The 24,749-nt window shown below is 74.2% G+C and carries 26 protein-coding genes; 16 read left to right on the forward strand and 10 right to left on the reverse strand.

Annotated elements, in window-relative coordinates:
• Positions 1 to 86: 86 nt before the first annotated feature.
• The 8 genes from ACFQ46_RS06455 (at position 87) to ACFQ46_RS06490 (ending at position 7,188) form a co-directional block, all read left to right on the forward strand.
• On the forward strand, positions 87 to 671 hold the full coding sequence (locus ACFQ46_RS06455) for a hypothetical protein (RefSeq protein ID WP_380258274.1): 585 nt from the start codon (positions 87 to 89) through the stop codon (positions 669 to 671).
• A 141-nt stretch (positions 672 to 812) separates the two neighbouring features.
• The gene (gene hemL / locus ACFQ46_RS06460) at positions 813 to 2,159 is read left to right on the forward strand and encodes a glutamate-1-semialdehyde 2,1-aminomutase (RefSeq protein ID WP_380258276.1); all 1,347 of its coding nucleotides are present in this window, start codon (positions 813 to 815) and stop codon (positions 2,157 to 2,159) included.
• Positions 2,156 to 2,806, forward strand: coding sequence for a histidine phosphatase family protein (locus ACFQ46_RS06465; protein ID WP_380258278.1), 651 nt, complete (start codon positions 2,156 to 2,158; stop codon positions 2,804 to 2,806). The genes hemL and ACFQ46_RS06465 overlap by 4 nt, the downstream gene beginning before the upstream one ends.
• Entirely contained in the window at positions 2,806 to 3,426 is a 621-nt protein-coding gene (locus ACFQ46_RS06470; protein ID WP_380258459.1) for a TlpA family protein disulfide reductase, read from the forward strand. Before ACFQ46_RS06465 ends, ACFQ46_RS06470 begins: the two co-directional genes overlap by 1 nt.
• On the forward strand, positions 3,423 to 4,166 hold the full coding sequence (locus ACFQ46_RS06475) for a cytochrome c biogenesis CcdA family protein (RefSeq protein ID WP_380258279.1): 744 nt from the start codon (positions 3,423 to 3,425) through the stop codon (positions 4,164 to 4,166). Before ACFQ46_RS06470 ends, ACFQ46_RS06475 begins: the two co-directional genes overlap by 4 nt.
• Entirely contained in the window at positions 4,166 to 5,905 is a 1,740-nt protein-coding gene (locus ACFQ46_RS06480; protein WP_380258281.1) for a cytochrome c biogenesis protein ResB, read from the forward strand. Before ACFQ46_RS06475 ends, ACFQ46_RS06480 begins: the two co-directional genes overlap by 1 nt.
• On the forward strand, positions 5,902 to 6,903 hold the full coding sequence (ccsB, locus tag ACFQ46_RS06485; protein ID WP_380258283.1) for a c-type cytochrome biogenesis protein CcsB: 1,002 nt from the start codon (positions 5,902 to 5,904) through the stop codon (positions 6,901 to 6,903). The genes ACFQ46_RS06480 and ccsB overlap by 4 nt, the downstream gene beginning before the upstream one ends.
• 12 nt (positions 6,904 to 6,915) lie before the next feature.
• Positions 6,916 to 7,188, forward strand: coding sequence for a DUF4229 domain-containing protein (locus ACFQ46_RS06490; RefSeq protein ID WP_380258285.1), 273 nt, complete (start codon positions 6,916 to 6,918; stop codon positions 7,186 to 7,188).
• A gap of 74 nt (positions 7,189 to 7,262) precedes the next feature.
• On the opposite strand, the gene ACFQ46_RS06495 is transcribed toward ACFQ46_RS06490, so the two are convergent.
• Genes ACFQ46_RS06495 through ACFQ46_RS06505 form a run of 3 tightly spaced genes read right to left on the reverse strand, consistent with a single transcriptional unit; the run spans position 7,263 to position 9,599 of the window.
• On the reverse strand, positions 7,263 to 8,369 hold the full coding sequence (locus ACFQ46_RS06495) for an alcohol dehydrogenase catalytic domain-containing protein (protein WP_380258286.1): 1,107 nt from the start codon (positions 8,367 to 8,369) through the stop codon (positions 7,263 to 7,265).
• The gene (locus ACFQ46_RS06500) at positions 8,366 to 8,773 is read right to left on the reverse strand and encodes a zinc ribbon domain-containing protein (protein WP_380258288.1); all 408 of its coding nucleotides are present in this window, start codon (positions 8,771 to 8,773) and stop codon (positions 8,366 to 8,368) included. Before ACFQ46_RS06500 ends, ACFQ46_RS06495 begins: the two co-directional genes overlap by 4 nt.
• A 10-nt stretch (positions 8,774 to 8,783) precedes the next feature.
• Positions 8,784 to 9,599 carry an N-acyl homoserine lactonase family protein gene (locus ACFQ46_RS06505; RefSeq protein ID WP_380258290.1) on the reverse strand — a complete coding sequence of 272 codons (816 nt, stop codon included), beginning with the start codon at positions 9,597 to 9,599 and terminating at the stop codon, positions 8,784 to 8,786.
• A gap of 130 nt (positions 9,600 to 9,729) precedes the next feature.
• Here ACFQ46_RS06505 and ACFQ46_RS06510 point away from each other — a divergent pair, with 130 nt between their 5' ends.
• Entirely contained in the window at positions 9,730 to 11,475 is a 1,746-nt protein-coding gene (locus tag ACFQ46_RS06510) for a helix-turn-helix domain-containing protein (RefSeq protein WP_380258292.1), read from the forward strand.
• Positions 11,476 to 11,514: 39 nt separating this feature from the next.
• On the opposite strand, the gene ACFQ46_RS06515 is transcribed toward ACFQ46_RS06510, so the two are convergent.
• Genes ACFQ46_RS06515 through menE form a run of 4 tightly spaced genes read right to left on the reverse strand, consistent with a single transcriptional unit; the run spans position 11,515 to position 14,298 of the window.
• Positions 11,515 to 11,820: a hypothetical protein gene (locus ACFQ46_RS06515; protein ID WP_380258293.1), complete on the reverse strand. Its 306-nt coding sequence runs from the start codon at positions 11,818 to 11,820 to the stop codon at positions 11,515 to 11,517.
• 24 nt (positions 11,821 to 11,844) lie between these two features.
• On the reverse strand, positions 11,845 to 12,765 hold the full coding sequence (locus ACFQ46_RS06520; protein WP_380258295.1) for a 1,4-dihydroxy-2-naphthoate polyprenyltransferase: 921 nt from the start codon (positions 12,763 to 12,765) through the stop codon (positions 11,845 to 11,847).
• Positions 12,766 to 12,825: 60 nt separating this feature from the next.
• A complete protein-coding gene (locus tag ACFQ46_RS06525; protein ID WP_380258297.1) occupies positions 12,826 to 13,077 on the reverse strand; it encodes a PLD nuclease N-terminal domain-containing protein in 252 nt (83 codons plus the stop codon).
• 57 nt (positions 13,078 to 13,134) lie between these two features.
• Complete coding sequence (gene menE / locus ACFQ46_RS06530) at positions 13,135 to 14,298, reverse strand: o-succinylbenzoate--CoA ligase (protein WP_380258299.1); 1,164 nt, start codon at positions 14,296 to 14,298, stop codon at positions 13,135 to 13,137.
• Positions 14,299 to 14,505: 207 nt separating this feature from the next.
• Between menE and ACFQ46_RS06535 the strand changes: the two genes are divergently transcribed.
• Positions 14,506 to 16,911: a putative bifunctional diguanylate cyclase/phosphodiesterase gene (locus tag ACFQ46_RS06535; RefSeq protein ID WP_380258301.1), complete on the forward strand. Its 2,406-nt coding sequence runs from the start codon at positions 14,506 to 14,508 to the stop codon at positions 16,909 to 16,911.
• A 115-nt stretch (positions 16,912 to 17,026) separates the two neighbouring features.
• Positions 17,027 to 18,580, forward strand: coding sequence for a putative bifunctional diguanylate cyclase/phosphodiesterase (locus ACFQ46_RS06540; RefSeq protein ID WP_380258303.1), 1,554 nt, complete (start codon positions 17,027 to 17,029; stop codon positions 18,578 to 18,580).
• A gap of 16 nt (positions 18,581 to 18,596) precedes the next feature.
• Here ACFQ46_RS06540 and ACFQ46_RS06545 read toward each other — a convergent pair whose 3' ends face one another.
• Positions 18,597 to 19,145 (reverse strand): TetR/AcrR family transcriptional regulator, encoded by a 549-nt coding sequence (locus ACFQ46_RS06545; RefSeq protein ID WP_380258305.1) that lies wholly within the window; start codon positions 19,143 to 19,145, stop codon positions 18,597 to 18,599.
• Between the two features lie 84 nt (positions 19,146 to 19,229).
• Between ACFQ46_RS06545 and ACFQ46_RS06550 the strand changes: the two genes are divergently transcribed.
• Complete coding sequence (locus ACFQ46_RS06550) at positions 19,230 to 20,225, forward strand: NADP-dependent oxidoreductase (protein WP_380258461.1); 996 nt, start codon at positions 19,230 to 19,232, stop codon at positions 20,223 to 20,225.
• 38 nt (positions 20,226 to 20,263) lie between these two features.
• Here ACFQ46_RS06550 and ACFQ46_RS06555 read toward each other — a convergent pair whose 3' ends face one another.
• A complete protein-coding gene (locus ACFQ46_RS06555; protein WP_380258307.1) occupies positions 20,264 to 21,205 on the reverse strand; it encodes a 1,4-dihydroxy-2-naphthoyl-CoA synthase in 942 nt (313 codons plus the stop codon).
• Positions 21,206 to 21,318: 113 nt separating this feature from the next.
• Here ACFQ46_RS06555 and ACFQ46_RS06560 point away from each other — a divergent pair, with 113 nt between their 5' ends.
• From ACFQ46_RS06560 to ACFQ46_RS06575, 4 genes are read left to right on the forward strand one after another with little or no spacing between them, the layout of a single operon-like run.
• Positions 21,319 to 21,723, forward strand: coding sequence for a VOC family protein (locus tag ACFQ46_RS06560; protein WP_380258309.1), 405 nt, complete (start codon positions 21,319 to 21,321; stop codon positions 21,721 to 21,723).
• A gap of 42 nt (positions 21,724 to 21,765) precedes the next feature.
• A complete protein-coding gene (locus ACFQ46_RS06565) occupies positions 21,766 to 22,770 on the forward strand; it encodes an o-succinylbenzoate synthase (protein WP_380258311.1) in 1,005 nt (334 codons plus the stop codon).
• 49 nt (positions 22,771 to 22,819) lie between these two features.
• The gene (locus ACFQ46_RS06570; RefSeq protein WP_380258313.1) at positions 22,820 to 23,218 is read left to right on the forward strand and encodes a GntR family transcriptional regulator; all 399 of its coding nucleotides are present in this window, start codon (positions 22,820 to 22,822) and stop codon (positions 23,216 to 23,218) included.
• Complete coding sequence (locus tag ACFQ46_RS06575; RefSeq protein ID WP_380258315.1) at positions 23,215 to 24,294, forward strand: DUF1648 domain-containing protein; 1,080 nt, start codon at positions 23,215 to 23,217, stop codon at positions 24,292 to 24,294. Before ACFQ46_RS06570 ends, ACFQ46_RS06575 begins: the two co-directional genes overlap by 4 nt.
• Here the strand turns inward: ACFQ46_RS06575 and ACFQ46_RS06580 are convergent.
• Positions 24,291 to 24,689, reverse strand: coding sequence for a hotdog fold thioesterase (locus ACFQ46_RS06580; protein ID WP_380162242.1), 399 nt, complete (start codon positions 24,687 to 24,689; stop codon positions 24,291 to 24,293). The genes ACFQ46_RS06575 and ACFQ46_RS06580 overlap by 4 nt on opposite strands.
• Between the last annotated feature and the right edge of the window lie 60 nt (positions 24,690 to 24,749).

The following is a 24,749-nucleotide window of genomic DNA, read 5'->3' on the forward strand; positions in this document are numbered from 1 at the left end:
CTCCACAGGGCCTCGGGGGCGCTCGGTCGTCCACAGCGCGGGCTCGCGGACCCGAGCCGGTGCCTCGCCCGTCGCAGGCTCTGCGCATGACGATCCACCCGAGCCCACGCACGCTGATCGACCTCCCCTCCGCCCTCCCGCACGAGACGCTCGCGGACTGCTGGGTCCGGCTCGCCGACGGCGGGCCGAGCTGGACGCTGGACCTCCTCGACGTGCTCGAGCCCCACGTCCTCGGCCGGCCCGCCGACGGCCGCGACATCGTCCGCTACCGCGACCTGCCGTGGACGGCCGCCGCCCAGCTCCTGCAGCGGCTGCCGGCCGGGCAGCTGGCCGACAAGCAGAACGACGCCCCGTCGCTGGGGTCGGTGCTGGTGGCCGCGGTCGGGCACCCGCGCGAGGTCGAGGTGCACGGCTACCTCGTCCCGCCCTCGCGGGAGGACGAGCGCATCACCGCCGAGGGGATCGTGGTCTACGACCACCCCGAGCTCGACGAGTTCCGGCTGGTCGACGACGACTCGTGCTGCACGGAGAACGGCTGCGAGTGCCAGGCCTTCTGGGCCTCCGTGCAGGCCTCCTTCGGCCTCGACGACGCCACGCGCAGCCCGCACGTCGTCCGGCGCCGCACGTGCCGGCGGACCGGTCGCGACGGCTGGTACCTGTGGTGGACCTGACCGTCCCCTCCGCGCGGGCGACGCGTCACCCACGTGGGTGCTGGGTGACCGGACGTGAGGTCGGTCACCTCGACCTCCGACACGCCGTCGTAGCCGCCCCTGGGGCGACCGCATCCCGCGAACCTTGCGACACTGGGGCCCGTGACCGCGCCGACGCCTGCCCCGACGAGCCCTGCCGCGCCCGTTTCCGCCGCCCTCTTCGAGCGGGCCTCCGCCGTCATCCCCGGCGGCGTGAACTCGCCCGTGCGGGCCTTCCGCGCCGTCGGCGGGACCCCGCGGTTCATCGCCTCGGCCCGGGGTCCCTACCTCACCGACGCCGACGGTCGCGAGTACGTCGACCTGCTCTGCTCCTGGGGGCCGATGATCCTCGGCCACGCGCACCCGAACGTGCTCGCGGCGGTCGACGCGGCGGCGCGCCAGGGGTTCTCCTTCGGCACCCCGACCGAGCGCGAGGTGATGCTCGCCGAGGCGATCGTCGCCCGCGTCGAGCCCGTCGAGCAGGTGCGCCTGGTCAGCTCCGGCACCGAGGCCACGATGAGCGCGATCCGCCTCGCCCGCGGGTTCACCGGACGCCCGGTGATCGTGAAGTTCGCCGGGCACTACCACGGTCACGTCGACGCCCTGCTGGCCTCGGCCGGGTCGGGGCTGGCGACCTTCGCGCTGCCCGACACCCCGGGGGTGACGGGGACCGCCGCCGGGGACACGATCGTGCTGCCCTACAACGACACCGAGGCGCTCGCGGAGGTCTTCCGGCAGCACGGGGACCGCATCGCGTGCGTCATCACCGAGGCGGCCGCCGGGAACATGGGCGTCGTCCGCCCGCAGCCCGGCTTCACGGCCGAGCTGCGCCGGATCACCCGTGAGCACGGCGCGCTGCTCGTCTCCGACGAGGTCATGACGGGCTTCCGCGTCAGCGCGGCGGGCTGGTACGGCTTCGAGGGCCTCGGCCTCGAGCACGCCCCGGACCTGCTGACCTTCGGCAAGGTCATGGGCGGTGGCTTCCCCGCCGCCGCGTTCGGCGGTCGCGCCGACGTCATGGCCCACCTCGCTCCCGCCGGTCCCGTCTACCAGGCGGGCACGCTGTCCGGGAACCCCGTCGCGACCGCCGCCGGTCTCGCCACGCTGAGCGCCTGCACCCCCGCGGTCTACGCCGCGGTCGAGGCCGCCGCGACGACGGTCCGCGAGGCCGCGAGCGCCGCCCTGTCCGCCGCGGGCGTCCCGCACCTGGTAAACACGGCGGGGTCGATGTTCAGCGTCTTCTTCACCGAGCGGGAGTCGGTCACGAACTACGACGAGGCCCGTCAGCAGGACCTGGGGGCCTTCCGCGGCTTCTTCCACTCGATGCTCGACCAGGGCGTCCACCTGCCGCCGAGCGCCTTCGAGGCGTGGTTCCTCTCGGCGAGCCACGACGAGACCGCGCTCGGGCGGATCGTCGAGGCGTTGCCGGCGGCGGCGCGCGCCGCGGCGGAGGGGGCGGGTTCGCTGTGACCGGCACGCAGGGCAGGACGACCGTCCACCTCGTCCGCCACGGCGAGGTCTTCAACCCCGACCGCGTCCTCTACGGCCGGTTGCCGCACTTCCGCCTCTCCGACCGCGGTCAGGCGATGGCGACGCGGCTGGGGGAGTTCTTCGCCGACCACGACGTCGCCTCGGTGACGGCCTCGCCGTTGCAGCGGGCCCAGGAGACCGCGACGCCGACGGCGCAGCACCACGGCCTCGCCCTCGGGACGGACGCCCGGCTCATCGAGGCCGGGAACTCCTTCGAAGGACACCGCGTCACCGACGGGCGCGGCTCGATCCGCGACCCGCGGGTGTGGCCGCGGCTGTGGAACCCGTTCCAGCCCAGCTGGGGTGAACCGTACGAGCAGCAGGTCGCGCGGATGAGCGCCGTGGTGCGCGACGTCCGGGACGCGTTCCCGGGCCGGGAGTCCGTGCTGGTCAGCCACCAGCTGCCGGTGTGGGTGACGCGGCTGCGGGCCGAGCAGCGCCCGCTGTTCCACGACCCGCGCAGGCGGCAGTGCAACCTGGCCTCGGTGACGTCGCTGGAGTTCTCCGGTCGCACGCTCGTCTCGGTCTCCTACACCGAACCCGCCGCCGACCTGCTGCTCGGCGCCGACCCGATCCCGGGGGCGTGATGACCCTCTCGCGCAGGGCGTTCGGGATGGCGGCGTTGTCGACGCTGGGCCTGGCCGCGTGCTCGGGCGGTGACGGGTTGCCGAAGTCCGAGGGGTCGAACTTCATCGAGGGCGACGGCTCCTACGTGCAGTGGAAGGCCGACGAGCGCAAGGAGCCGGTCGAGTTCAGCGGGACGACGGTCGACGGCGACACCGTCGACCTCGCCGACTACCGCGGCAAGGTCGTCGTCCTGAACACCTGGTTCGCCGGGTGCGCGCCCTGCCGCTCCGAGGCACCCGACCTCGAGGCGGTCTGGCAGCAGTACTCGGGCCGCGACGTGCAGTTCCTCGGCATCAACACCTACGACACCGCCGACGTCGCCGCCTCGTTCCAGCGGTCGCACTCGATCACGTTCCCCTCGATCCTGGACGCGAAGTCCGGAGCGGCGATGCTCGCGCTGCGGACGTACTCGCCGCAGGCGACGCCCACGACGCTCGTGCTCGACCCCGAGGGTCGCGTCGCGTCCCGGGTCTCGGGGATCGTGTCGACGTCGACGCTGACCGGGATGCTCGACGACGCCGGCGCGACCCCCGCCCCCACGGACGGGACGACGCCCACGGCGACGGGGGCCCCTGCGTGACCCTTCCCGAGTACGTGCAGACCGGGCCGCTGCTGCTGGCGGTCCCGTTGGCGGCGCTGGCGGGACTGGTGTCGTTCCTGTCCCCGTGCGTCCTGCCGCTCGTACCGGGGTTCCTCGCCTACGTGACCGGGCTGTCCGGGGGAGACCTCGAGAAGCAGCGCCGCGGGCGGATGTTCCTCGGGGCCCTGCTGTTCGTGCTCGGGTTCTCCGTCGTCTTCGTCCTCATCAGCTTCACGGCGGGTGCCGTGGGAGACCTCCTGGTCGAGTACCAGCGGGGCCTGCAGCGCGTGCTCGGTGCGGTGGTCCTGTTCGGCGGTCTGCTGCTGCTGTTCACGCCGTTGTGGGCCCAGCGCGAGGTGAAGGTCCGCTGGCGGCCGCGGGCGGGACTCCTCGGGGCCCCCGTGCTGGGTTTCCTGTTCGGGATCGGCTGGACGCCCTGCATCGGCCCGATCTTCGCGGCGATCTCCGCGATGGCGTTCACCACGGGCAACGGCACCCGCGCCACGGGCCTCGGACTCGTCTACTGCCTGGGCCTCGGCATCCCCTTCATCCTCGTGGCCCTGGCCTACGGGCGCGGGATGCGCGTCCTCGGTGTCCTGCGCCGCCACCGCGTCGCCCTCGACCGCTTCGGGGCGCTGCTGCTCATCGCCATCGGGGTGCTGCTGGTCACCCAGCAGTTCCAGCCGCTGGTCAGCTGGGTGCAGTTCCACCTCGTCTCCAACTTCCAGCCGGTGATCTGATGCCCCGTACCGATGAGACCCACCTCGACGACCTCCGCGACGCCTACCGCGACAACGACACCGCCGAGGGCGTCACCCCACCCCGGCGCCGCAAGCGCAAGGAACCGCAGCTCGCTTCGGAGCTGAAGCCGCTGGAGTTCCTGCGCTACTGCTGGCGGCAGCTGACGAGCATGCGCACGGCGCTGTTCCTGCTCATGCTGCTGGCCGTCGCGGCCGTCCCCGGCTCGACGTTCCCGCAGCAGAACAACAACCCCACCGCCGTGGCGCAGTGGGAGGTCGACCACCCCACGGCCTACCCGTGGGTGGAGCGGCTGCAGGGCTTCCACGTCTACTCCTCGGTCTGGTTCTCCGCGGTCTACCTGCTGCTGTTCATCTCCCTCGTCGGCTGCGTGCTGCCGCGGGCGGGTGTGCACCTCAAGGCGTTGCGGTCCCGGCCGCCGCGGACCCCGTCGCGGCTGGAACGCCTGCCCGAGCACCGCGGCTCGACGGTGGGCTCCGCCCCCGAGGAGGTCCTCGCCGCCGCCCGGACGGTGCTGGCGAAGCGGCACTTCCGCGTCGACCGCCGCGAGGGGTCGGTCGCGGCCGAGAAGGGCCACCACCGCGAGAGCGGGAACCTGCTCTTCCACCTGTCCCTGGTCGGCCTGCTGCTCTCGGTCGCGTCGAGCTCGTTGTTCTCCTACTCCGGCCAGCGCCTCGTGACCGTCGGCGGCACGATGGTCGGCACCACGTTCGACAGCTTCAGCGGCGGGGTCGGGACGAGCGAGGACGACGTCCCGCCGTTCACGCTGTCGCTGGACTCCATGGACGTGTCCTTCGAGGCGCAGCAGACGTCGCAGATCGGTGAACCGCGGACGTTCGCGGCGAACGTCACGCTGACCGACGAACCGGGGGCGACGCCGAAGAAGGAGACGATCAAGGTCAACCACCCGGCGAAGGTCGGGCAGACCCAGATCTCGCTGTCCGGCAACGGCTACGCCCCGGTCATCGTCGTCCGCGACGGGAAGGGCGACGTCGTCGCCGACGGCCCGACGCCGTTCCTGCCGCAGACCGCGAACTACGACTCGACCGGCGTCGTGAAGGTGCCGGACGCCGTCGACGCGAACGGGGCCCCGGTGCAGCTGGCGGTCCAGGGCGTGTTCCTGCCGACGGCCACCACCGACGCGGCCGGCACGCCGGTCTCCAAGTTCCCGGACACCGTCAACCCGGTCCTCATCGCGAAGGTCTGGACCGGCGACCTGGGGATCGACAGCGGGGTCGCGCAGAACGTCTACACCCTCGACACCAGCGCGATGACCCAGGTCGTCGGGGACGACGGCCAGGCCGTGGCGCTGACGATGGCCCCCGGACAGACGGTCCAGCTGCCGAACGGGCTCGGCTCCGTCGAGTTCCAGGGCATCGAGCGCTTCGCCTCCCTCGACGTCCGCTCCACCCCGGGTCAGAGCGCGGCGCTCGTCTTCGCGCTGCTGGCCACGCTCGGGCTGATCCTGTCGCTGTTCCTGCCGCGACGCCGGGTATGGGTGAAGGCCGTCCGCAGCAGTGAGTCAGGGGCGGCGGGCACCGTCGTCACCGTGGGTGGTCTGGCCCGCGGCAACGACGCGGGTCTGGCCGAGGAGGTCGACGGCGTCCTGGCGCGCCTGCGCGAGGTCCTCGGTGAGCCCGAGCCTCCCGGCGAATCGCCAGCAGACCCCCCGGTGGGGGACCATGAGCCTTCAGTGCACGCTCCCGAGGAGACCCCGTGACCGTCGACGAGAACGTCGCCCAGATCAGCAACGTGCTGCTCTACGGCGCGATGAGCGCCTACCTCTTCTCCTTCATCGCCTACGCCGCCGACCTCGCCGAGGGCGGCCAGGTCATCAAGGCGCGCGAGGCCCGGCGCAGCGCCGCCACCGCTACGGCCGGCGGGGCCGGCGGGGCCGGCACGACCACCCTGGAGAAGCCCGTCGCGGCCCGGCGTCGTCGCGCGGCCGCGGTGGGGACCTCGCTGTTCACCGTCGCGACCCTGCTGCACCTGGGCGCGGTCGTCTCCCGCGGGGTCTCGGTGCACCGGGTGCCCTGGGGCAACATGTTCGAGTTCGCCCTCACCGGCACCCTCATCGTGGCCCTCGGCTACCTCGTCGCCGTCGGGCGCGCGCACCGCGCGGGCCTGGGCGGGGGCCGCGACGCCCGCTACCTGGGCACCTTCGTCACCGGGCCGATCCTCGCGACCCTCGGGATCGCGTTGCGCTCGTTCTACGTCCAGGCCGCCCAGCTCGTCCCCGCGCTCGACAGCTACTGGCTGATCATCCACGTCTTCGTCGCGATCCTGGCGACCGCGCTCTCCACCCTCGGCTTCTCCGCGACGGTGCTGCAGCTGGTCCAGGAGAAGCGGGACCGCGTGAAGGCCGCCGGCGGGCGTCCCGGCGGGGTCTTCATGGACGCCCTCCCCGGGTCGGTGGAGCTGGAGCGCACCGCGTTCCGCCTCAACGCCGTCGCGTTCGTGATGTGGACGTTCACCCTCATCGCCGGTGCCGTGTGGGCCCAGGTCGCCTGGAACCGCTACTGGAACTGGGACTCCAAGGAGGTGTGGACGTTCGTCATCTGGGTCGTCTACGCCACCTACCTGCACGCCCGCGCGACCCGGGGCTGGAACGGCCGCCGTGCCGCCTGGCTCTCGGTCCTCGGCTTCGCCTGCATGCTCTTCAACTACCTCGTGGTGAACATCTTCTTCCCCGGCCTGCACTCCTACGCGGGGGTCTGAGCGGTGGGTGGGGTGACGCTGCGCTACACCGCCCTGCGGCTCGGCATCTTCGCCGTCTGCCTCATCGTGGCGCGCGCCGTGGGGGCCGTGGGGTGGCTGGCGCTGCTCATCGCGGCCGTCGTCTCGGTCCTGCTGTCGCTGCTCCTGCTGCGCCGCCAGCGCGAGCAGATGGCCGAGGCGCTGCAGCGACGCATCGACGGCCGGATCGACTCCCGGCAGAACGGCACCGGGACGACGTCGCGGTTCCGCCGCGGCCTCGACGAGGACAACGCCGCCGAGGACTGAACCGCCGGGGCTGCCCTCCCTTTGACTGCCTCCCCGACCGCCCCGCCGGGACTCCCGGCGGGGCGCTCGTGCGTCTAGTCGAAGACGATCACCTGCCGCACGGCCCGCCCCTCCGCGAGCTCGTCGAGGGCCTCGTTGACGTCGTCGAGGGCGATCCGGCGCGTCACCAGTTCCTCCACGGGCAGGGCCCCGTCCAGGTAGAGCTGTGCGTAGCGGGGGACGTCGCGCGCGGGGACGGCCGAGCCGAGGTAGCTGCCGACGATGCTGCGGGCCTGCGCGACCAGCCCCAGCGGGGAGATCGAGGAGCGGGCGGTAGGGCTGGGCAGGCCCACCGTCACCGTCCGACCGCCCGGGGCGGTCAGCTCCACGGCGGTCTCGAAGGCCTTCGGGTGTCCCGCGGCCTCCACCACGACGTCAGCGCTGACCCCGGCCGCCAGCGCGTCGGCCGGTGACCACGCCGCCGCGGCCCCCAGCGCCAGCGCCCGCTCCAGCTTCGCCGGCACCGCGTCGACGCCCACGACGGGGCCGTGACCCAGCCCGACCGCGGTGAGCAGGGCGGCCATCCCCACCCCGCCGAGACCGACCACGGCGAGGGTCTGCCCCGGCGCCCACGCCCCGGCGTTGACGACGGCGCCCCCGCCGGTGAGGACGGCGCAACCGAGCACGGCGGCGACCTCGGGCGGGACCTCGTCGGGTACCGCGACCACCGAGCGGCGGTCCACGACGGCGTGGGTGGCGAAGGCCGAGACGCCCAGGTGGTGGGCGACGGGTTCGCCGTCGCGGTGCAGGCGGGTACCGCCGCCCAGCAGTTCCCCGGCGTTGTTGGCCGCCGTCCCCGGCGCGCAGGGCATCCGCCCGTCGGTGGCGCAGCCGGCGCACTCCTCGCAGCGGGGCAGGAAGACCATGACGACGCGCTGGCCGACGCGCAGGTCCTCGACGCCGGGGCCGAGGGCCTCGACGCGACCGGCCGCCTCGTGCCCCAGCAGCATCGGCACCGGGCGGACCCGGTTGCCGTCGACGACGCTGAGGTCGGAGTGGCAGAGCCCCGCCGCCTCCATCCGCACCAGGACCTCGCCGGGCCCGGGGTCGGACAGCTCCAGCTCGCTGATGGTCAGCGGCCGGCTCGCGGCGTAGGGGCGTTCGCGCCCGATCTCCTCCAGCACCGCTCCGCGGATCCTCACGACGCCTCCCCGGCCGGGCGGGTCGCGGTCACCCGGGCCGCGACGGCGGCGGCGACGTCGTCCCCGGCGCGCAGCGGCGCCCCGGCGAACAGTCCCTCGTGGGCCAGCACCGGGCGGCGGTCCCCGGCCAGCTCCGGGTGCTTCTCCTCCAGCGCCTCCCGGCGGCGCGCCACGTCGTGCCAGTGCCGGACGGTCTGGGCGTCGCCGCCACCGGTGGCGCGCCAGGTGCGCGGCATCTGCTCGCGGGACGGGCCCGGGTCGGCGGGGCGGGTCACCCGCAGTCCCGGCGGGCGCCGCCAGGTGGGCGCGGTGCACGTCGCGCAGCCGGGGTTGGGCGAGAACATCGAGGGCAGGGCCGTCTCGGCGCGGTGCCCCTGGTCGCAGACGAGGTCGACGATGATCATGTCCGCCGCCTCAGGAGTAGTAGCCGTCGGGGGCGAGTCGCAGCGACTTCCGCTGCTCGGCGTCGTGGCCGAAGACCACCTCGGCGCCGGTCGCCTCGGCGATGCCGCGCAGCTTCGCCACCGACTCCAGCCAGGCGAGGTTGTCCCACACGATCGCCGCACCCGTCGCGGGCGGTCCCCAGCTCGCGCCGAGGTAGACGGCGTCGGAGGTGAAGATCTTGGTGCCGTCGTTCGGCAGGTCGACCCGCAGCGACATCGTCCCCCAGGTGTGGCCGGGGGTCTCGATGAGGTGCACGCCGTCGACGAGCTGCACGTCGCCGGACACCGCCTCCAGGTCGAGATCGGCGTAGTCGCTGACGATGTGCGCGCCCTGCGAGTACCCCTCGATGGCGCGCGCCCCCTCGATCTCGGCGGCGTTGGCGATGATGCGGGTCTTCGGGTTGGTGAACATCGACGCGTTCGCGGCGTGGTCGAAGTGCAGGTGGGACAGGACCAGGACGTCGATGTCGTCCGGGGTCAGCTCCAGCTGGGCCAGGGAGGAGTCCAGGTAGCCGGGGCCCGCGGGGTCCTCCTGCACGGGGAAGAAGTCGTGGAAGCCGGTGGGCGCCCAGCGCGTCTCCCAGTCCCGGGGGACCCCGGTGTCCCAGAGGATCCGGCCCTCGGGGTGCTCGATGAGCACCGCGTGGGTGGGGCACTCCCCCCAGGGGATCGGGTCCTCGCGCTGGTGGCGGCTCTTGATGGTGGTGCCGCCCTGCAGCAGCAACCAGGTCAGGTCCGTCTCCATGACGCCGGTGGAGAGCACGTGGACCTTCATCTCGCTGGCCATGACAACCGTCCTCGCTCGTCGTGGGTGGTGCGATCACCCTGGCAGCGCACCATCCCGTCGGCGATGGTCCCCGCTCCACCGTGACGGCCCGGCGGTGTGCCCGAGCACACCCCCCGCCTACGATCCGGCCGTGACGACGGAGTCCCCCGAGGCCGCCGGGGCGCGCGAGGCCGCCCGGCGCGAGCAGCTGCTGCGCGTCCTCTACGACACCGCCACCGACCTCAGCTCGCTGCGCGACGTGGACGCCGTGCTGGGGGCGATCGTGCGCCGCACCCGCAGCCTGCTCAGCACCGACATGGCCTACCTCAGCCTCAACGACGACGCGGCCGGGGAGACCTTCATCCGGATGACCGACGGGGTCGCCACCGCCGCCTACCGCAACATCCGGATGCCGCTGGGGACGGGCGTGCTGGGCTCGGTCGCCACCGGCAACTCCCCGCGCTGGACGCGCGACTACCTCGCCGACACCTCCCTGAGCCACCTGCCCGGGGTCGACTCCAGCGTCGCCGGGGAAGGCGTCCGGGCGATCATGGGCGTCCCGTTGCGGGTGGAGGGCCGGGTCATCGGGGCGCTGCTCGTCGCCCAGCGCCGCCCGTGGGACTTCTCCCGCGAGGACGTCTCGCTCGTGGAGGCCATCGGCTCCCACGCCGCCGTCGCGCTGGAGAACGCGCGGAGGTTCTCCGCGGTCTCCGACGCCCTGGCCCGCCTGGCCCAGGCGCAGCGGGAGAACCTCGAGCACGTCGCCACCCTGGAGGCGCTCACCGCCGCCGACGTCGAGCTCTCCCGGGCCCTGGCCGAGGCGAACCCCGCGCAGGCCATCGCCCTCGTCCTCGGGGCGCGCTGCGCGGGGGAGGTCGTGGTGCTCGACGCCGACGGCCACCGCCTCGCCGCGACCTCACCCGACCCCGCGCCGGACCGGGTCGCGCTGCGCGCCGCGGCCCGCGACTCCGCCCGCGCCGGTGGCGGGGTGGCGGTCCCCGGCGGCGGGGAGGGCCTCCTGGTGGCCGCGACCACCGGCGGCGACGTGCTCGGGGCGCTCCTGCTGCAGGGGGCGCCCACCACCCGCGAGCGCCTGCTGCTGGAACGGGCCGCGACCTTCCTCACCGCGGCCCTGCTGTTCCAGCGCGCGCTGGCGGAGTCGACCCACCGGCAGGAGACGGAGGTCGCGCTGGCCCTGCTGGGCCCGCGCGCGGCGCAGGTCCCCGGGCTCGCGGCGCGGGCCGCGCGCCTCGGCCTCGACGTCGCCGCGGGGACGGTGGTGAGCGTCGTCGTCGTCGGGCCCCAGGACCGCACCACCGCGCACGCCGTGGCGCGCGCGGTGGTGCCGGGCGGGGCGGGGCTGGTCACCCGTCACGAGGACCACCTGTGCCTGCTGCTGCCCGCGGGCTCCCCGGTGCCGGGGCGGCTGCGGGCGGCGCTCGCGGCGCAGGGCGCGACGCCGACGATCGGGACGAGCCGGGCGGTGACGTCCACGGCCGCGGTCCTGTCCGCCCACGACGAGGCGCGCGGCGTCGTGCGGGCGATGGAGGCGCTGGGGCGGAGCGGGGAGGCCCTCGACGTCGACGCCCTCGGCACGCCGGGGGTGCTGCTGGGGCTGGCGGGTTCCGCCTTCGCCCGCTCGCTGGTCCGCGAGCGCCTCGGCCCGCTGCTGGAGCACGACGAGCGGCGCGGCAGCGACCTCACCGCGACGGCGTGGGCCCTGGTCGGGGCCGACGGGGAGGTGCGGGCGGTGGCGTCGGCGCTCAACGTCCACCCCAACACGGTGCGGCAGCGGATGACCCGGGTGGGCGAGCTGCTGGGGGAGGACTGGCGGCGGGGCCCGCGGGCGCTGGACGTCCACGTCGCCCTGACGCTGTGGCGGCTGGGGGTCCGCTGACCCGGGCCGGCGGCGCGGGCGCCCGGTCGGCCCGGGCGCTCAGCGCAGCGGGATGCTCGCCAGCAGGTCGGGCCGCTCGGCGTCGAGCGCGGTCAGGTCGATGACGGTCGGCAGGGCCGGCAGGTGGCCCGCCTCCTCGGCGGCCTCCTCGGCCTGCAGCAGCACCTCGAGGACGCGGCGGACCAGGAAGGGCTCGTCCGCGCTGGTCGCCTGCAGCTTCTCGAGCAGGGCGGTGTCGGAGGTCACCAGGTGTTCGGTGCGGGTCCCGGCCGCCGTGGTGAGGACCGCGGCGTAGCGGTGCTCACCGTCGGCGCTGACGTCGATGGCGCCGTGGTTGTCACTCATGGGCGCACTGTGACGGGTGCGGGCTCAGAGCGCCAGTCCGAGGGCCAGCAGCGCCCCCGTCAGCAGTTCCAGCTGGCCGGTGCCCTTGAGGACGGGGATGAGGTCACGGCCGGTGGCGCCGCCCAGGACGGTCCGCAGCGGACGCTGGGCGAAGACCCCGGCGAGCAGGACGAGGAGGACCCACGGGTGCCGGGGCGCGGTCAGCAGGGCCGCCACGAACGCCCCGACGACGAGCGCGGCGTAGAGGCGGCGGGAGTTCGCCTCGCCGATCCGGACGGCCAGGGTGCGCTTGCCGGCGACGGTGTCGGTGGGGACGTCGCGCAGGTTGTTGGCGACGAGGATCGCGCAGGCCAGGAAGCCGACGCAGAACGCGCCCGCGACGGAGGTCGCGTCGATGCGGCCGGCCTGGACGTAGGTCGTGCCCATCACGGCGACGAGGCCGAAGAAGACGAAGACGAAGACCTCGCCGAGGCCCGCGTAGCCGTAGGGGCGCTTGCCGCCGGTGTAGTACCAGGCGGCGGCGACGCTGGCCGCCCCCACGAGGAGCAGCCACCAGTGCCCGGAGACGGCGACGACGACGAGGCCGGCGAGCGCGGCGAGCGCGAAGCAGAGGAAGGCCGCGTCCCGCACGTGCCGGGGTTCGGCGGACCCGGACCCGACGAGGCGGAAGGGGCCGACCCGGTCGGTGTCGGTGCCGCGGATCCCGTCGGAGTAGTCGTTGGCGTAGTTGACGCCGATCTGCAGGGCGAGGGAGACGACGAGGGCCAGGACGGCGGTGAGCCAGCCCACCCCGTCCAGGGCGGCGGCGGACCCGGTGCCGACGAGCACGGGGGTGATGGCGGCGGGCAGCGTGCGCGGACGGGCCGCGGAGGCCCACTGCGCGGGGGTGGCGCGTCGGTGCGTCACGGGGGAGGAGGGGAGGGGCAGTTCAGCGGGGTCCGACACGAGGGTCCATCGTGCCAAGCGCAGCGGTGGAGGGGCGCGTCGGGTCACCCGCGCGCGCGGTCACAGCCTGCGCAGGAAGTCCTCGTCGTCGTCCGGGCCGCGCGGGGCGGGCCGGGGCGGGTGCACGGCGGGGCCGATCGGTCGGCCGGCGAGGAGGTAGGCCAGTCCGCCCGCGAGGGGGAAGAAGAGCACCAGCAGCAGCCAGCCCCACTTCGGCAGGTTGCGGACCGCCCCGTCCGGCGCCTGCACGATGCTCACGACGCAGTAGACGGTCAACGCCAGGACGAGGAGGGCCGGCAGGACGGAGCGCATGACCCAGGATCGCACCGATGCGCCCGGCCACCAGCCACGCTCGTCGGGGCGCTCCCGTCAGGGCGAGCCGGCAGCGAGTTCGCGCAGCCGGGTGCGGTCGGGTTTGCCGGGCCCGCGCAGCGGGAGCTCCTCGAGCAGCAGCAGTTGCCGGGGGGCGGCGTGGCGGGCCACGACCGCGCTGACCCGGGCCCGGACCTGCTCCAGCGACGGCGCCGTCCCGCTCGCCACGATCGCGGCGACGACCCGTTGACCCCACTCGGGGTCGGGGACGCCCACGACGACGACCTCGCCCACCCCCGCCAGCCCGGTGAGCGCCTCCTCGACCAGGCCCGGGGCCACCTTCAGCCCGCCGGTGGTGATGAGGTCGTCGACCCGGCCGAGCACGCGGACCCGGCCGCCCTCGAGGACGGCGGTGTCGTCGGTGCGGAAGGCGCCCCCGGCGAAGGCGGGGTGCCCGGGCATCCCGCGGTACCCGCGGGCCAGCACCGGCCCGGTGAGGGTGAGCCGGCCGTCCTCGAGCGCGGGGACGACCCCGGCCAGCGGGACGCCGTCGTAGACGCACCCGCCGCTGGTCTCCGAGGAGCCGTACGTCGTCACGACCCGGACCCCGGCGGCCCGGGCCCGCTCGAGCAGGGCGGTCGGGGTGGCGGCCGAGCCGACGAGGACGGCGCGGTAGCGGGCGAGGGCGGCGCGGGCCTCCTCACCGGCGTCGAGCAGGCGCACGAGCTGGGTCGGGACGAGGGAGGTGAGGAGCTGGGCCCCGGTGGTCGCGGCGGTCGCGGCGACGAAGGCCTCGGCCGTGAAGGGGCCCGGGGCGAGGACGACGGGCTCGGTGCCGGCCCGGACGGAGCGGAGCAGGACCTGCAGACCGGCGATGTGGTGGGCGGGCAGGGCCAGGACCCACTGCTGGCGACCCTCGCCGGGGGCGAGGCGCCGCGCGGTGGCGGCGGCGGAGGCCCGCAGCGCGCCCGCCGGCAGCAGCGCGCCCTTGGGGGTCCCGGTGGAGCCGGACGTCGCGACGACGACGGCCGTGGGGTCGTCCGGGTCGTCCTCGCCGGTGGCCAGGGGGGTCCCGGTGCGCAGCGAGGGGTGCGGGCCGGTGCCGGCCGCGTGCGGGTGCAGGGCGTCGGGGAGCTCGCCGGCGAGAGCGGTGGCCAGCAGGGGCAGCAGCTCGAGGACGGCGTCCCCGGGGGGGACGGGCAGGGGACGCAGCGCACGCACGAGCGCAGGGTAGAGCCCGGGTCGGTGCTCCGGAGAAAACTACTCGGCGTACCGTAATCCTTGCTGTGTGTGAGTCTGCGCAGGTCGGGGGCGGTGTTGAGCTGCTCCGTTCAGGTGGAACGATTTTCTGATCATCCTTCGAGCGTGACCAAGCGGTCTCGGAGTGTCAGGATGTGGCCCGTCCTGGCGAGCTGGAGGAGGTGACGGATGAGCAGTGGCGTGCGTGACCGTCGCCCGGTGGCCAGCGTGGTCTACGACGGCGTCGTCACCCTGGCGGCGCTCGTCACGACCGTGGTCGCGGCCGTCCACTTCGGGCAGGCGGGCGGGGGACCCGACTGGAAGGACCTCGTCCTCTGCGTGGTCATCGGGCTGCCCCTGATGCAGTTGCTGACCCGGTTCCCGTTCCAGATCAACACCCGTCACGCGGGCATCGAGGTCCAGTTCGACATCGGTGTGCTGATCTTCCTGCTCTGCTTCGCCGACCCCGTGACCGTGGCCCTCACCTGGTGCCTGTGCGTGATCCCCACGAACCTGCTGCAGAAGAAGAGCTGGGTCAGCCGCGTCTACAACGCGAGCATCGGCGTCCTCTTCCTGCCGACGGCCCTGCTCGTCCTGCAGCTGCTCCACGCCGGTGGAGCGGCCAACCGGCTCAGCAGCGATGCGGGTGAGCCCCGGGCCATCCGGCTCGACATGACCGGCGCGGAACTCCTCGCCGTCGCGGCCGCCGTCGTCGCCGTCTTCGTCCTGGACGTCGCCGTCTCCGCCGTCTCGGTCGCGATCCAGGAACGGACCTCGATCAAGGCCGAACTGCTGCACACGGGGGCCTGGCTGGCCGTCGGCACCAGCGTCGCCGTCGGTGGGCTCGGCTACCTCGGTGGACTCGTCGAGTCCCGCCTCGAGCCGTGGGCGGCCGTGCTGCTGGTCATCCCGATGATCGTGACGATGGTGGCCACCCGCGCCATGCGCATGACCCGTGACGTCGCCCGGCGCAGCGAGGCGCTCTTCGAGGCCGCCACCGCCCTGCACACCCAGGGTCGGCGCGCCGACCTCGCCCGCGCGTTGCAGAAGCACGCCCGGATGGTCGCCGGCACCCCCGCCGCGATGGTGCGCTCGGTCGGACCGGGCGAGGACGAGATCGGTGTCCCCGTCGTCGCCGGCGACGGCGTCGTGCTCTACATCACCGCCCCCCGTCGCCGGGACTCCACCCAGCGCGCCTCCGACGAGAAGGCGCTGGAGGCCCTGGCCTCCGTCGGCGAGGCCGCGTTCTTCCGCGTCAGCGCCAGTGAGGAGATGCACGGGCTCGCCCGCCGCGACGTCGTCACCGGCCTGCCGAACCGGCTGCAGTTCTCCGAACGCCTCGCCCAGGAGCTCGAGCGCGCGCGGGCGGCCGAACGCCTCGACCGGCTCGTCGTCCTCTACCTCGACCTCGACGGCTTCAAGGGGGTCAACGACCGCTTCGGCCACGACGCCGGCGACGAACTCCTCCGCCTGGTCGGTTCCCGCCTGCGCGACACCCTGCGCGGGGGCAGCACCGTCGCCCGTCTCGGCGGCGACGAGTTCGCGGTCCTGCTGCCCGACTGCCTCGACGTCGAGGGCCTGTGCCGCCGGGTCCTCGTGGCCCTGCGCGTCGAGGTCCGGATGCGCGGGCACGTCCTGCGCGTCCAGGGCAGCATCGGCCTCTCCCGCGCCCGTCCCGGCGACGACGTCGGCACCCTGCTGCGCAACGCCGACACCGCCATGTACCGGGCGAAGGCCACCGGCAAGAACCGCTGGGTGGAGTTCCGCCCGGAGCTGCTGGAGGAGGAGATCGCCCGCCTGCAGGTCATCGAGGACCTCCAGCAGGCGCCGGCCGAGGCCTTCGTCGTGCACTACCAGCCGATCGTGGACCTGCACAGCGTCGACCCCGCGAGCCGGATCGTCGGGCTCGAGGCGCTCGTCCGCTGGCGGCGCGACCGGGGTGGAGCGGTCGAGCCCCTCGTCGGCCCCGACGAGTTCATCGGCCTGGCCGAACGTTCCGGCACCGTCGTGGCCATCGGCGACTCGGTGCTGCGCCAGGTCGCCCGGGACTCCGCAGCGATCCAGCAGCACGCCGGGCGTCGTCTCGACCTGATGGTCAACGTCTCGCCCGTGCAGCTGCGCCACCCCGACTTCACCGAACGGGTGGCCGCCGCGGTGCGGCAGACGGCGTCCAGCGGCTGCCGGCTGCACCTGGAGATGACCGAGAGCGTCATGATCGACGACGACACCGTCGGCCGGTTGCGCGACCTCGCCGAGACGGGCGCCCAGCTCACCATCGACGACTTCGGGACGGGTTTCTCCTCGCTCGGCTACCTGCGGCACCGGCCGTTCTCCTCGTTCAAGATCGACCGCAGCTTCGTCCGGGACATCGCGACCGAACCCACCGCCCGCGCGCTGGTCGAGGGCATGGTCAAGATGGGCCAGGCGCTGGGCCTGACGATCGTGGCCGAGGGCGTCGAGCACGTGGAGCAGGCCGAGATCCTGCGCGAGATGGGCTGCCAGCTCGCCCAGGGTCACCTGTACTGCCGTCCGCTGGCGCTGGAGGACATCCAGGACGTGCTGGCCGGCCCGGTGGCCCGCCCGCTCAGCGCGTGACGCCCCCGGGTGTGGGTTCCGCCGTCCAGGGGTAGTTCCTCCAGGACAGCATCCGGCCGGTCGATCACCTCAGGGACGATGGACCGGGTACCGGAACGGCGAGGGGAGCGGCGACGTGGACACCTCTCTCAGCCTCGCCCTGCTGCTGTCCCTGCTCGTGGTCATCGCCGCGGTGACGGCCGCCGTCGTCCTCGCTCTCGTGTGCCTGCGCCAACGCCGTGCGCTGCAGCGGTTCCGGGTGCGCGTGCGGGTCCTCGAACGGAGCTCCGAGGTGGCCGCGCCCGAGACCGACCCCGTGACGGGTCTGCTCACCGGCGCCGGGTTCGCCGTCTGCGTCGCCACCGCCCAGCGCGAGGCCGGACGCGGGGGACACCCCCGGGCCCTGCTGCACCTGGGCCTCGACGGGTTCCGCGCCTTCAACTCCGCCCACGGCCGGGCCGCCGGTGACACGGTCCTCGTCGAGGTCGCCGACCGCCTGCGCAGCGCCGTCCGCGGCGGCGACGAGATCGGGCGCCTCGGGGGCGACGAGTTCGCCGTCCTCCTCGCCGACCCGACCGCCGCGATCGACGTCTCGGTGCGGCTGCTGGCCGTCCTCGCCGCCCCCCACGAGGTCGGCGGGAACCGGGTCTCGCTCGGGGTCAGCATCGGGGTCGCGCACAGCCACGGCGGCCACGACGAGGGCCTGCTGGGGGCCGCCGAACAGGCCGTCGCCGAGGCCAAGGTCGCCGGCGGCGGGTGCGTGCGGGTCTGGGACCCCTCCACGGCCCTCGCCCGGGGGGCGGAACTGGCCCGGGCGGAGTCCCTGCGGCGGGCGGTCGCGGGCGGTTCCCCCGCCGACGGCGCCCTCGAGGTCCACTACCAACCCGTGGTCGACGTCGAGTCCCGCGTCGTGAGCGGGGTCGAGGCGCTGGTGCGCTGGCGCGTCGGCGGTCGCCTGGTCCCGCCCGACGACTTCATCGGCCTCGCCGAGCGGTACGGGATCATCGCCGACCTCGGCCGCGCCGTCCTGGACCGGTGCGCGCAGGACGCCCCGCAGCTGTGCGAGGCCGCCGGGCGCGACCTCGTCGTGGCCGTCAACGTCTCCGCCCCGCAGCTCGCCGACCCGCTCCTGCCCGCGGCGGTGGCCGAGGCCGTCACCCGGCTCGGGTCGCGCACGCTCGTGCTCGAGATGACCGAGAGCGTCCTGGTCGCCGAGGACGCCTGCACCCAGGACGCGCTCGACGCCCTGGTCGGTGCCGGGGCCTACCTGACCGTCGACGACTTCGGCACCGGCTACGCCACGCTGGCCTACCTGCGCCGTCGCCCGTTCACGGCGTTCAAGATCGACCGCTCCTACGTCCGGGACATCGAGTCCGACCCCCGCACCCGGGCGCTGGTCGAGGGCCTCGTGCTGCTCGCCGCGACGATGGGCCTCGGCCTCGTCGCCGAGGGCGTGGAGACGTCGGGCCAGGCGAAGCTGCTGCGCGAGATGGGCGCCCCCACCCACCAGGGGTTCCTGCACGCCCGGCCGGCGGCGCTCGAGCAGACGCTGCAGACGATCCGTGAGTTGGCGTCCCGGCTGCGCGGTTCCGGCGACGAGTACGACGACGTCCGGCCCGTCGCGTCCGGTGGTGCGGCGCAGCGGGTGGGCGGGGTCGTCGAACCCGACGGTCCGCCCGTCCAGCGCTGACCGGTCGGGCCCGGCGCTAGCGATCCGTCAGGATCCCGCGGACGACGATCTCGAAGAGGTGGTCGGTGCGGCCGGCGAACGCGGGCTGGTCCCCGATCCAGGCCAGCGCCCCGCCGAGCGCGTAGAGGTCCGCGCCGTCGACGTCCGCGCGCGCGGCGTCGGCCCCTTGGGCGTGGGCGAGCAACCGGGCCCCGGAGGCGCGCATCGCGACGCAGGAGGCGTGCAGCGCCGACCCCGGGTCCTCGATGGCGGCGGCCATCAGGTCGGTGACGCCCTGGTAGGCGTCGGCGCAGGCGACGAACTCCCGCAGCCAGCTGACCAGGGCGTCCTCGGGGGTGCTCACCGCCTCCAGTTCCGCGGCGCGGGTGGTGAGTTCGTCGAAACCCGTGCGCAGCAGCGCTTCCAGCAGGGCGTCCCGGGTCGGGAAGTGCCGGTAGAGGGTGCCGAGCCCCACGCCGGCGCGACGGGCGATGTCGCGCAGCGACGCGTCGGCACCCTCCTCCGCGACCACCTCGGCGGCGACGACGAGCAACTGGTCGTAGTTCTTGCGGGCGTCGGCGCGCACGGTCCTCCTTGACAAGCGGAGCACTGCCCCGGATAGTCGGAGCACTGCTCCGCTAAACCTACCCCGGGAGACCCCGTGTCCACCATGAAGGCGATCCGACTGCACGAGCACGGCGGACCCGAGGTGCTGCGCCTCGACGACGTCGCCGTCCCCGCGATCGGCCCCGGCGAGGTGCTCGTCCGGGTCCACGCGGTCGGGATCAACCCGCCCGACGGGTACGTCCGGGACGGGATGACGATCCTGCCGCCCGAACTGCGACCGACGTTCTCGCTGCCGATCGTCCCCGGGACCGACGTGTCCGGGGTCGTGGTGGCGCTGGCGCCCGACGTCGAGCGCTTCACCGTCGGCGACGAGGTGTTCGGCATGCTCCGGTTCCCCCGCGCCGAGGGGGCCGCCTACGCCGAGTTCGTCGCCGCGCCGGCGCACGACCTGGCGCGGAAACCCGCCGCGCTCGACCACGTCCACGCCGCCGGAGCGCCGATGGCGTTGCTGACCGCCTGGCAGCACCTCGTGGACCCCGGCCACGACGGGGGTTCCCCGTTCCAGGCGCACCCGCACCGGCCGGTTCCGCTCGGCGCCGGATCGCGCGTCCTCGTGAACGGGGCCGGCGGCGGGGTCGGGCACCTGGCCGTGCAGGTCGCGAAGTGGAAGGGCGCCCACGTCGTCGCCGCGGCCTCCGCCCGGCACGAGAGCTTCCTGGCGGAGCTCGGTGCCGACGAGTTCCTCGACTACGCGGTGCAGCCGCCCGAGGAGGTCGTGCGGGACGTGGACCTCGTCCTCGACACCGTCGGCGGCCCGCGGACGGGACGCTTCCTGCGGTCGGTGAAGCGTGGGGGAGCGTTGTTCCCGGTGTTCTTCGGCCCCTGTGACGCGGACCTGGCGGCGGAGCTCGGGGTCACCGTCTCGGGGACCCAGGTGCGTTCCAGCGGAACGCAACTCGCCGAGATCGCCCCCCTGCTGCAGGACGGGACCATCCGGATCGCCGTCGAGTCGACCTTCCCGCTGGCGCACGCGGCCCAGGCCCACGAACGCGCCGCGCAGGGACACCTGCAGGGCAAGCTCGTCCTGACCATCGGATGACCGTCGGGTGAGCGACGGGTGAGCGACGGGCCGGCAGGTCAGAAGTACCAGGGGAAGGGCGACCAGTCCGGTTCGCGCTTGCCGAGGAAGGCGTCGCGGCCCTCGACGGCCTCGTCGGTCATGTACGCCAGCCGGGTCGCCTCGCCGGCGAACACCTGCTGCCCGACCATCCCGTCGTCGAGGGCGTTGAACGCGAACTTCAGCATCCGCTGCGCCGTCGGCGACTTCCCGTTGATCTCCGCGGACCACTGCAGCGCCGTCGCCTCGAGGTCGGCGTGCGGGACGACGGCGTTGACCATGCCCATGTCGTGGGCCTGCTGGGCGGTGTAGGGGCGGCCGAGGAAGAAGATCTCGCGGGCGAACTTCTGCCCGACCTGGCGGGCCAGGTAGGCCGACCCGTACCCGCCGTCGAAGGAACCCACGTCGGCGTCGGTCTGCTTGAACCGGGCGTGCTCGGCGCTGGCCAGGGTCAGGTCGGCGACGACGTGCAGGCTGTGCCCGCCGCCGGCGGCCCACCCGGGGACCACGGCGATGACGACCTTCGGCATGAACCGGATGAGCCGCTGCACCTCGAGGATGTGCAACCGGCCGCCCTCGGCCCGGGCCCGCACGGTGTCGACGCTCTCCGCGGTGTCGCCCTCGGCGTACTGGTAGCCGGACCGGCCGCGGATGCGCTGGTCCCCGCCGGAGCAGAACGCCCAGCCGCCGTCCTTCGGGCTCGGCCCGTTGCCGGTGAGCAGGACGCAGCCGACGTCGGGGGTGCGGCGGGCGTGGTCGAGGGTGCGGGCGAGCTCGTCGACCGTTCCCGGCCGGAAGGCGTTGCGGACCTCGGGGCGGTCGAAGGCGATGCGGACCGTCCCGCGGGCCGGGCCCTCGAGCACGCTGCGGTGGTAGGTGAGGTCCTGCAGGTCCTCGAACCCCGGCACCTCCGCCCAGGACGCGGGGTCGAAGGTCTCGCTCACACCGGGAAGGGCCGACACGTCCCGCAGGCTACGGCAGTGGTGCGCAGCGGCTTCGACGTGCGACCCCGTCGTCCGCGCACACCGTCGCCGTGGGCGGGGAGCGGCGTGGTGGTGCTGCTACGTTCCGAGCCGTGACCGGCATCGTGTTCGAGGGTGTGACGATGCTCGCCGACGACGTCGCGGGTATGGCTGAGTTCTACGAGCACGCCCTCGGGTTCGAGGTGGCGGTCCGCGAGGCGGACTACGTCGCCCTCGGCACCGGTGCCGGGGTGCGGTTGGCGATCTTCCGGCGTTCGGGGATGGGCCGGCACACCCACGACCACCCCTCGTTCCGCGAGCCGCGCCGGGGACAGGCGGTGGAGTTGAACTTCGCGTGCGCGAGCCCCGAGGAGGTCCGGACCCGCTACGCCGAGGTCGTCGCCCGGGGTGGCGTGGCGGTCGCGGAGCCGGTCGAGCGGGACTGGGGTCAGATCGCGGGGTTCTTCGCCGACCCCGAGGGCAACGTCCACTCGCTCTTCGCGGACCTCCCCGCCTGACCCGCCGCCCCTCGGTGGCCCCCGCGCCGGGATGCTGGGGGAGTGACCGACCTGCCCCCGCTCGCCGACCTCCTCGACGCCGCCCACGTCGTCCACCTGCCGCTGCGCCGGCGGTTCCGCGGGATCCTCGTCCGCGAGGCGGTGCTCTTCGAAGGCCCCACGGGGTGGGGGGAGTTCTCGCCGTTCCTGGAGTACGGGCCGGCCGAGGCGTCGCGCTGGCTGGAGGCAGGGATCGAGGCGGCCTGGCAGGGGTTCCCCGCCCTGCGTCGCGAGCGCATCGAGGTCAACGCCACCGTGCCCGCCGTCGAGGCCGACGACGTGCCCGCCGTCCTCGCGGGGTTCCCCGGGTGCCGCACGGCCAAGGTCAAGGTGGCCGAGTCCGGGGCGCCCTTCGCGCACCGGCTGGCCGAGGACGTCGCCCGGGTCCGCGCCGTGCGGGAGGCGTTGGGACCCACCGGAAAGGTCCGCGTCGACGCGAACACCGGGTGGAGCGTCGAGGAGGCGTACGAGGCGCTGACCGCGCTGGGCGAGTTCGATCTGGAGTACGCCGAGCAGCCCTGCGCGACGCTGGAGGAGATGGCCCTGCTGCGCCGGCGCCTGGCCGCCGCCGGGACCCCCGTGCTGCTGGCCGCCGACGAGAGCGTCCGCAAGGCCGAGGACCCGTTGCGCGTCGCCGGTCTCGAGGCGGCCGACATCGTCGTCCTCAAGGTCGCCCCGCTGTCCGGGGTGCGGACGGCGCTGGCCGTGGCGCAGGCCTGCGGTCTGCCCGTCGTCGTCTCCTCCGCCCTGGACACCAGCGTCGGGCTGGCGGGTGGGACGGCGCTCGCGGCCGCGCTGCCGGACCTCCCGCACGCCTGCGGGCTGGGCACCGCCGCCCTCCTCGCGGCCGACGTGACGAGCGATCCGCTGCTGCCCGTCGGCGGGTCGCTGCCGGTCGGCCCGGTCCGGGTGTCCCCGGAACTGCTGGAACGCCACCGCGCCCCGGCCGAGCGGGAGACCTGGTGGCGCGAGCGCCTGACGGCTGCCCACGGGGTGCTCCGGGGGTGACGGACTGTCCCATCTGTACTACTGTTGGTGATACAGATGGGAGGCGGCCGTGATCCTCGAGATCGACCCGACGTCCGACGTGGCGATCTACCAACAGATCCGCGACCGCCTCGTCGAGGCCATCGCCCGCGGTGAACTCGCCGTCGGGCAGCAGGTCTCCTCGGTGCGGGCACTCGCGGGGGCGTTCGGCATCAACGTCGCGACGGTGCAGAAGGCCTACGACCTGCTCCGCCGCGAAGGGCTGCTGCGCACGACGAGCAAGTCCGGTTCGGTGGTCGCCCGCGGGCCGGCCAGCGGTCCCCCCGCCGACGCGGTGGTCGCGCAGTGGCGGGAACGGATGTCGACGGTGCTCGCCGAGGCGCGGGCCCAGGGAGTTCCGGACGAGGTCGTCCTGGCGCAGTGCCGGGAGGTCGTCGAAGGTTTCGCTCGAGTGCGGGAGGGATCGTGAACGGTTTCGAGGTGGGGGTCGGGCTGGCGAGCTGTCTGCTGGTCGCGGTCGTCCTGTTCCTGGTGCCGGTGCTGTCGGCGCCGACGTTGCCGCTGGGGGTCTCGGTGCCGCGAGCGCGGGTCGGGGACCCGGCCGTCCACCGGGCGGTGCGCCGGTACCGCGGTGCCGTCGCGGTCCTGTCCGCGCTCGCGGTGGTGGGTGCCGCCGCGGCCGGTTCGGTGAGTGCCGGACCGGGTGTCGTCACGGTTCCCACGTACCTGCTGCTGGTCGGCGGGATCGTGGCGTTCGTGCTGTGCCGCAGGGAGATCCGCGAGGCCAAGACCAGTGGCGACTGGTACCGCGACGTGCCGGTCCGGTGGGCGGCGCCGGCCTCGCCGGACGACGTCCCCCGGGCCCCCGTCCCGATCGTCGGGTACGCCGTCGCGGCCGCCCTGCTCGTCGCCACCGCGGGTTTCGGCGTGCTGCGCTACCCCGACCTCCCCGACCCGTTCCCGACCCACTGGGGTGGCGCCGGCGAACCCGACGCGTTCGCCGCGAAGGGCTTCTGGAGCGTGTTCGGTCCGCTGGTCGTCTCCGCGGGGCTCCTGGCCCTCCTGGGAGTCCTGACGCGGCTCGTCCACCTCGCCCCGGTCCGCCTCCGCGCGGACGAGGCGCAACCCCTCGCCCGGGCGGCGGCCGGTGGGCGGACGGTGCAGAACCTGCTCGCCGTCACCGCGGTCCTGGTGACCGCCCTGGTCTGCACGCTGTGCGTCGACGGCTGGCTGCACCCCGCCCGGCTCGAACTCCTCGTCCCCGCCCTGGTCGTGTTCGGCGTGGGTCTCGTCGTCGCGATCGTGGTGACGACCGTGGGCGCGCGCGCACCGCGGGAACCGGGTTCCACCGATGCCGTGGACGACGACCGGCACTGGCGCGGGGGGATGCTCTACGTGAACCGGGACGACCCGTCGTTGTTCGTCCCCGAGCGCGTCGGCGTCGGGTACACGATCAACGCCGGCCACCCCGCGGGCCGGGCGATCTCGATCGGCGTCCTGGTCCTGGTGCTCGCCGCGATCGCCCTTCCGCTGCTGACGACCTAGGCCTCCGCCGCCCGCACGTAGTTGGTGATCCGCGCGGTGCACAGCCGGCGGCCCTCCTCGTCGGAGATCACCACCTCGTGGCTGGTCAGCGTCCGGCCCAGTGAGATCGCCGTCGCGACCCCGGTGACGATCCCGGAGCGGGTCGAGCGGTGGTGGGTCGCGTTGATGTCGGTGCCGAGGGCGAGGCCGCCGGGCCACACGTGCAGGAACGCGCCGACGGAACCCAGGGTCTCGGCGAGCACGCAGCTGGCGCCGCCGTGCAGGAACCCCGCGACCTGGGTGTTGCCCGCGACGGGCATCGTCGCGACGACGCGGTCGGGTGCCATCTCGAGGAACCGGATGCCCATCCGGTCCACCAGGGAGTCGGCGCTGAAGGTGGCGAGGATCTCGTCCATCGGGGGGAGCGACCGGGTCACCCGCGGCAGGCTGCCACAGCCGACCTGGCGCACCATGGA

Origin of the sequence: Kineococcus sp. GCM10028916 (assembly GCF_042674865.1) — a bacterium.
Lineage (GTDB): Bacteria > Actinomycetota > Actinomycetes > Actinomycetales > Kineococcaceae > Kineococcus.

Bases quoted from the DNA above. Each gene is read 5' to 3' on its own strand.
- ACFQ46_RS06455 (WP_380258274.1), top strand. From the start codon at position 87: ATGACGATCCACCCGAGCCCACGCACGCTGATCGACCTCCCCTCCGCC.
- ACFQ46_RS06470 (WP_380258459.1), top strand. From the start codon at position 2,806: ATGACCCTCTCGCGCAGGGCGTTCGGGATGGCGGCGTTGTCGACGCTG.
- ACFQ46_RS06480 (WP_380258281.1), top strand. From the start codon at position 4,166: ATGCCCCGTACCGATGAGACCCACCTCGACGACCTCCGCGACGCCTAC.
- ACFQ46_RS06500 (WP_380258288.1), bottom strand. From the start codon at position 8,773: ATGATCATCGTCGACCTCGTCTGCGACCAGGGGCACCGCGCCGAGACG.
- ACFQ46_RS06505 (WP_380258290.1), bottom strand. From the start codon at position 9,599: ATGGCCAGCGAGATGAAGGTCCACGTGCTCTCCACCGGCGTCATGGAG.
- ACFQ46_RS06515 (WP_380258293.1), bottom strand. From the start codon at position 11,820: ATGAGTGACAACCACGGCGCCATCGACGTCAGCGCCGACGGTGAGCAC.
- ACFQ46_RS06525 (WP_380258297.1), bottom strand. From the start codon at position 13,077: ATGCGCTCCGTCCTGCCGGCCCTCCTCGTCCTGGCGTTGACCGTCTAC.
- ACFQ46_RS06535 (WP_380258301.1), top strand. From the start codon at position 14,506: ATGAGCAGTGGCGTGCGTGACCGTCGCCCGGTGGCCAGCGTGGTCTAC.
- ACFQ46_RS06550 (WP_380258461.1), top strand. From the start codon at position 19,230: ATGAAGGCGATCCGACTGCACGAGCACGGCGGACCCGAGGTGCTGCGC.
- ACFQ46_RS06580 (WP_380162242.1), bottom strand. From the start codon at position 24,689: ATGGACGAGATCCTCGCCACCTTCAGCGCCGACTCCCTGGTGGACCGG.